Annotated in this window: 6 protein-coding genes; 5 read left to right on the forward strand and 1 reads right to left on the reverse strand. The window is 71.0% G+C overall.

All coding sequences use genetic code 11. The features are described from left to right. Nucleotides 1–63: 63 nt before the first annotated feature. Complete coding sequence (locus E2E34_RS30245) at nucleotides 64–654, reverse strand: N-acetylmuramoyl-L-alanine amidase (RefSeq protein ID WP_208765382.1); 591 nt, start codon at nucleotides 652–654, stop codon at nucleotides 64–66. 251 nt (nucleotides 655–905) lie between these two features. Between E2E34_RS30245 and E2E34_RS30250 the strand changes: the two genes are divergently transcribed. From E2E34_RS30250 to E2E34_RS30270, 5 genes are all read left to right on the forward strand, one after another. Further along, nucleotides 906–2318 carry a family 2B encapsulin nanocompartment shell protein gene (locus E2E34_RS30250; RefSeq protein WP_138905055.1) on the forward strand — a complete coding sequence of 471 codons (1413 nt, stop codon included), beginning with the start codon at nucleotides 906–908 and terminating at the stop codon, nucleotides 2316–2318. Nucleotides 2319–2398: 80 nt separating this feature from the next. Next, complete coding sequence (locus E2E34_RS30255) at nucleotides 2399–3442, forward strand: family 2 encapsulin nanocompartment cargo protein polyprenyl transferase (protein ID WP_208765383.1); 1044 nt, start codon at nucleotides 2399–2401, stop codon at nucleotides 3440–3442. A 140-nt stretch (nucleotides 3443–3582) separates the two neighbouring features. Then, a complete protein-coding gene (locus E2E34_RS30260) occupies nucleotides 3583–4176 on the forward strand; it encodes a GNAT family N-acetyltransferase (RefSeq protein WP_138905057.1) in 594 nt (197 codons plus the stop codon). A 150-nt stretch (nucleotides 4177–4326) separates the two neighbouring features. Beyond that, nucleotides 4327–4905, forward strand: a complete 579-nt coding sequence (locus tag E2E34_RS30265; RefSeq protein WP_138905058.1) for a dihydrofolate reductase family protein — start codon at nucleotides 4327–4329, stop codon at nucleotides 4903–4905. Between the two features lie 49 nt (nucleotides 4906–4954). Then, a complete protein-coding gene (locus tag E2E34_RS30270; protein WP_244316269.1) occupies nucleotides 4955–5698 on the forward strand; it encodes a DUF6304 family protein in 744 nt (247 codons plus the stop codon). Nucleotides 5699–5751: the final 53 nt, after the last annotated feature.

Raw genomic sequence — 5751 nt, forward strand, 5'->3', positions numbered from 1 at the left:
GTGGGGAACGTGGACTTCACGGGCGGTACGGGCGCCACAGTCGTCACGCGGCCCCCGGGGGCGTCAAGCGAGGCGGTCCTGGATCCGGGCCCGCATCGTGTTCATCGAGAAGCCGCGGGGGTCTATCTTCCCCGGCTGCCATTCGAGGTGACCGATCACCGAACGGGAGTTCCAGCCGTGGTGCCGGCAGACCGCGGCCGCCGCCCGCTCGATGGTGTCGAGCTGCGCCTCGGGCCACGGGTCCTGGCCGTCGCCGAGGTTCTCGCACTCGAAGCCGTAGAAGTGCCGGTTCCCGTCGGTGTTGCTCTCGTTGTCGGGCGGCAGGGCCGTCTCGGCGATGACCGCGCGCAGTACGTCGTCGTCGCCCAGGCCCGCGTGGTTGGCGCGGCCGTACCCGACGAGGTGGAGGGAGCCGCTCTTGGCGATCACGCCGTGGCAGAGCGGGCCGGGGAGTCCCGCGTAGCCGTCCCGGCAGATGCGGACGGTCTTCGCGGTGCCGGAGGTGACCGTGTGGTGGATCATCACGCCGTGCACGGGCCCCCAAGGGCCCACGTGGTTGCGGTTGTGCGTACGCCAGTCGCCGACCTGGACGACGCTGATGCCTTCGTCTCTCAGTACGTCGAGGAATCTGCTCGCGGACATGGGTGAGGCCATGACCGCCTCCTTAGGTGAGTCGCGCACCATCTCGTACCGCTGCTTGTACCCGAACCGCGCTGCCACGACTACGCGTTCGGACGCCGTACGAGTCGATTCGGACAACTTCGCCGCCGGCCGCCCGCCCCCGCGGCGTGCGACCTGCCCCACGCTCCGGTGATCTAGTCACACTCTTTTGTGTAATGGCGCCGCCACTGCCCGTACTGAAAGGCTTTTCGGCGCAGGTCAGTACATGATCGAGAGGGAGTCAGATGTCGGTCGAGGCAGGGTCCGAGATCCGCGAACAGCAGGCGAAGCCGCAGCAGAGTCTCGGCACAGCCGCAGCGCGGAACTTGGCCACCACCACCAAGTCCGCACCGCAGATGCAGGAGATCACCTCGCGGTGGCTGCTGCGGATGCTGCCATGGGTCCAGGTTCAGGGCGGTACGTACCGGGTGAACCGCCGGCTCAGTTACGCGGTGGGCGACGGGCGAGTGACTTTCGTGCAGACGGGAGAGCGCGTCGAGGTCATTCCGGGGGAGCTGAAGGAGCTGCCCGCGCTGCGCACCTACGGCGACGACGCGGTGCTGACCGAGCTGGCGCAGCGGTGCGAGCAGCGGGAGTACGCGGCGGGAGAAGTGATCGCGCACGCCGGGGAGGCGGCCGACACCGTCTACCTGCTGGCCCACGGCCGGGTGGAGAAGGTCGCGGACGGGGCGTACGACGCCGAGGCGGTGCTCGGAGTCCTCGCGGACGGGGCGTACTTCGGAGACCACGCCCTGGTCGAGGAGGAAGGCACCTGGTCGTGCACGGTCCGCGCCGCGACCGCGTGCACGGTGCTGACGCTGTCGCGCCAGTCCGTCATGACGCTCGCCGATCGCGCAGAAACGTTGCGCGACCACCTCACGCGGGTACGGTCGCTGCCCCGCCAGCGCACCAACAAATACGGCGAGGCGCCCATCGACCTGTCCGCCGGCCATGTCGGCGAGCCCGTCGTCCCGCACACGTACGTGGACTACGACGCGGCGCCGCGCGAGTACGAACTGAGCGTCGCGCAGACCGTGCTGAAGGTCCACAGCCGGGTCGCGGACCTCTACAACCAGCCGATGAACCAGACCGAGCAGCAGTTGCGGCTCACCGTCGAGGCGCTGCGCGAGCGCCAGGAGGACGAGCTCATCAACCACCGGGAGTTCGGGCTGCTCCACAACTGCGACTACGGGCAGCGCCTCCAGCCGCACGACGGCGTGCCCAGCCCGGACGACATGGACGAGCTGCTGTCGCGGCGGCGCGGCTCCAAGCTCTTCCTCGCCCACCCCCGGGCCATCGCCGCGTTCGGCCGTGAGTGCAACAAGCGCGGCCTGAACCCGGAGAGCATCGAGATCGGCGGCAGCCGGGTGCCCACCTGGCGCGGCGTCCCCATCTTCCCGTGCAACAAGATCCCGGTGAGCGACGCCCGCACGACCTCGATCATCTGCATGCGTACGGGCGAGGCGGAGCAGGGCGTCGTCGGACTCCAGCAGAGCGGCATCCCGGACGAGATCGAGCCGAGCCTCTCGGTGCGCTTCATGGGCATCGACGAGCAGGCGATCATCCGCTACCTGGTCACGGCGTACTACTCGGCGGCGGTGCTGGTGCCGGACGCGCTCGGTGTCCTGGAGAACGTCGAGATCGGCAGGTGGCGCTGACCCGGCCCTCGCCCAGGCGGTCCGTGCCCCCCGGACGGAGGGCACCGTACGAGTACTGCTGGAGGAAGTGACCCGTGACCATGACGAGAGCCGAAGCACCCGCGACCGACGGGCACGAGGCGGCGGCCCTGCTCGAACGGGCCCGCGACAGCGTCGACCCGCAGCTGCGCGCGGCGGTGGAGAGTCTGCCCGGGTCGATACGGCGGATCGCCAGGTACCACTTCGGCTGGGAGCACGCCGACGGCACGCCGGCCACCGGGCAGGCGGGCAAGGCGATCAGGCCCGCCCTCGTCCTCGCCGCCGCCGAGGCGCTCGGCGGCGATCCGGGCCCGGCCGCACGGGCGGCCGCCGCCGTGGAACTCGCGCACAACTTCACCCTGCTCCACGACGACGTCATCGACGAGGATCCGACCCGCAGGAACCGGCCCACCGCCTGGACCGTCTTCGGCGTGCCGGACGCGATCGTCGCCGGGGACGCGATGTGCGCCCTCGCCCTGGGGCTGCTCGCCGAGGACCCGCACCCGGCGGCCGCCAGGGCGTCGGCACGGCTCTCCGCGTGCGTCATCGAGCTGTGCGCGGGCCAGCAGTCCGACTGCGCCTTCGAGCGGCGCGGGCCCCGGGACGTGTCGCTCGACGAGTGCCTCACCATGGCCGAGGCCAAGACCGGAGCCCTGCTCGGCTGCGCGTGCGCGCTCGGCGCGCTCTACGCGGGCGCGGACGAGGAGGGGGTCGCGGCCATGGACGCATTCGGGAGGGAGGCCGGCCTGGCGTTCCAGCTCATCGACGACCTGATCGGGATCTGGGGGGACCCGTCCCACACGGGGAAGCCGGCGGGCGCCGATCTGGTGGCCCACAAGAAGTCGCTCCCGGTGGTGGCGGCACTGAGCGCGGACAACGAGGCCGCCGCGGAGCTCGCCGCGCTGTACGCGGGGCCGCTCGACGAGGCCGCCGTGCGCCGGGCCGCCGACGCCGTCGACCGGGCGGGCGGCCGCGACTGGGCGCAGGTGCACGCGGCGGACCGGATGGGCCGGGCCGTGCAGCACCTGTCCCGTGCGGTGCCCGACCTGGGGGCGGCGGGCGACCTGCTCTCGCTCGCCGAGTTCGTCACCCGCAGGACTCGCTGACCGCCGCCGGGCGGCTGGCGACGGTCCGACGGCGGGCGTCCGGGGACCCCCCCCGGGCGCCCGCCGTCTCTCTGTGTCAACTCTAGGATCACGTGTGTCAGTTGGAGACAGAACCTGATCCCGAGAGAAGAGGCCGGACCGTGGGTGTGGAGATACGACAGGCGGGGGAGAGCGACCGCGAGGCGCTCGTACGGCTGCTGGACACGGCCTTCATGGACGACCCGGTGAGCAGCTGGGTCTTCCCCGACCGGACCCACCGCGCCCGCGTGCACGGCACGTTCCTCGGCGTCTTCCTCGACGTGGCGCTGCGGGACGGGTGGGTCGACATGACGCAGGACGGTTCGGCCACCGCCCTGTGGCTCCACGTGCCGGCCGGGCCGCCGCAGGGGGAGGACGACACCCCGGCGCTCATGCGGCAGACCGCCGACCCGGACAACGAGCGCGCCGAGCTCATCGGCCGGCTGACGGGCGAGGTGCATCCGCACGACCGGGCGCACGCGTACCTGCTGCTCATCGCCGTCTCGCCGGAGCGTCAGGGGGAGGGGCTCGGCACGGCGCTGATCCAGCCGGTGCTCGACCGCTGCGACCGTGACGGCGTACCGGCCTACCTGGAGGCGAGCAGCGAGCGCAGCAGCACGTTGTACGAGCGGCTCGGCTTCGCCTTCACCGGCCGTACGGTCGACCTGCCCGACGGCCCCCACATGTGGCCGATGTGGCGCGAACCGGCGAGCTGACGCCCGGCGCGGGCCGCGCGATTTCCCGCGAAAGCCCCTTGCGTAACCACTACACATGGACCACTATGCACGTAGTGGTTGCGGGGCCCGGTCTCACGTCGGTGCCCCGGGGGCGGCCACGCCACCTTGTTCTCCGACCTGAGGATCAGTTTGCGCAAGCTCTCGTACTACGTCGGCATGTCCATCGACGGCTTCATCGCGGCGCCCGACGGCACCTACGACTTCTATCCGGTGAGCGAGTCCCTGGTGAAGGACTTCTTCATCGCCGAGTATCCCGAGTGCCTGCCGACGCATGTGCGGCAGCACCTCGGCGTCGACGACCTCGGCAACAAGCACTTCGACACGATCATCCAGGGACGCGGCTCGTACGACGCGGCGCTGGCGGCAGGGATCACCAGTCCGTTCAAGCACCTGCGGCAGTACGTCGTGTCCGCCAGCGTCGACCCCGCGATCGACCCCGACGTGGAGGTCGTCTCCGGTGACGTCGTCGCCAAGGTGCGGGAACTCAAGCGGGAGGACGGTCTCGGGATCTACCTCGCGGGCGGAGCCCACCTCGCCGCCCAGTTGCTGGAGGAGATCGACGAACTGGTCGTCAAGCTCTACCCGATGGTGATCGGCGCCGGCGTGCCGATGTTCTCCGCGGAGTTCGGCACGTTCGCCTTCGAGCTCGACTCGACCCGGACGTTCGACAACGGCACGATCGTGCTGACGTACAGCAAGAAGAGCTGACAGCAGGGGCGTTCGGGAGCCCTCGCCCGAACGGGCTAAAGTCCGGGTCATGACAGGAGAGCCATGGGCCGGCTGGTACCGCGACCGTGAGAGTTCCGTCGCCGTCCACTTCACGACGGACGGGCAGCGGCTGCGCACCCGCATCAGGGGAGTCGACTTCGAGGGCGACAGCTTCGACGCGCTCGACCCGGTGGCCGGACCGCCGTCCGAGGGCGCCGGGTTCACGCTGGCGGACGGCTCACTGTGCGACTGCGTACTCGAATGGGACATCCCCGTACCGGTGTACGCCGACGGGCGGGTCCACCGGGCCACCCTCAGCTGCCTCCTCGCGCTGGGCAAGCCGCTCCCGAACGGCGCGGTCGACCGCGAACACCTGTCCCTGACGCTGCACTTCGACGGGGCGGCGTACGCCTCGGAGCGCGCGGAGAGCGACTTCGAGCACGCCCTGACGGTGATCCAGCGCCAACTGCCGGCCGGGGCGTACCTGCGGGCCTGCATCTCCTGCGCCTTCTCGGACTACCACCCGGTCGGCACGGGGATGTTCGGGAACCTGGCCTGCTTCCGCAGGATCAAGGACGCCTACCGCACGGTCGACAGCAAGCAGGACCTGTTCGACCTGTGGGACCTGCGGTCAGGTTTCGTCCAGGAGACCTGGGCGTGCCCGGACTTCGAACGCAGGCCGGCGCGAGGGCCGGGAACCGGGTACCGGGGCCCGTTCCCGTACGAGCGGCCCCAGGCGGCGTCGCCCACGGGGCGGCAGGCCCCCGAGGGGGCGGGACAGCAGGTCTCCTAGCGGTGGCGCGAAGGGGCCCCGTACGTCCGCGGACGTACGGGGCCCCTTCGCGC

It is taken from the genome of Streptomyces albidochromogenes (assembly GCF_005981925.1).
Lineage (GTDB): Bacteria > Actinomycetota > Actinomycetes > Streptomycetales > Streptomycetaceae > Streptomyces > Streptomyces albidochromogenes.

Excerpts from the sequence above, each read along its gene's own strand:
- E2E34_RS30270 (WP_244316269.1), top strand. The coding sequence starts at position 4,955 with ATGACAGGAGAGCCATGGGCCGGCTGGTACCGCGACCGTGAGAGTTCC.
- E2E34_RS30255 (WP_208765383.1), top strand. The coding sequence starts at position 2,399 with ATGACGAGAGCCGAAGCACCCGCGACCGACGGGCACGAGGCGGCGGCC.
- E2E34_RS30250 (WP_138905055.1), top strand. The coding sequence starts at position 906 with ATGTCGGTCGAGGCAGGGTCCGAGATCCGCGAACAGCAGGCGAAGCCG.
- E2E34_RS30245 (WP_208765382.1), bottom strand. The coding sequence starts at position 654 with ATGGCCTCACCCATGTCCGCGAGCAGATTCCTCGACGTACTGAGAGAC.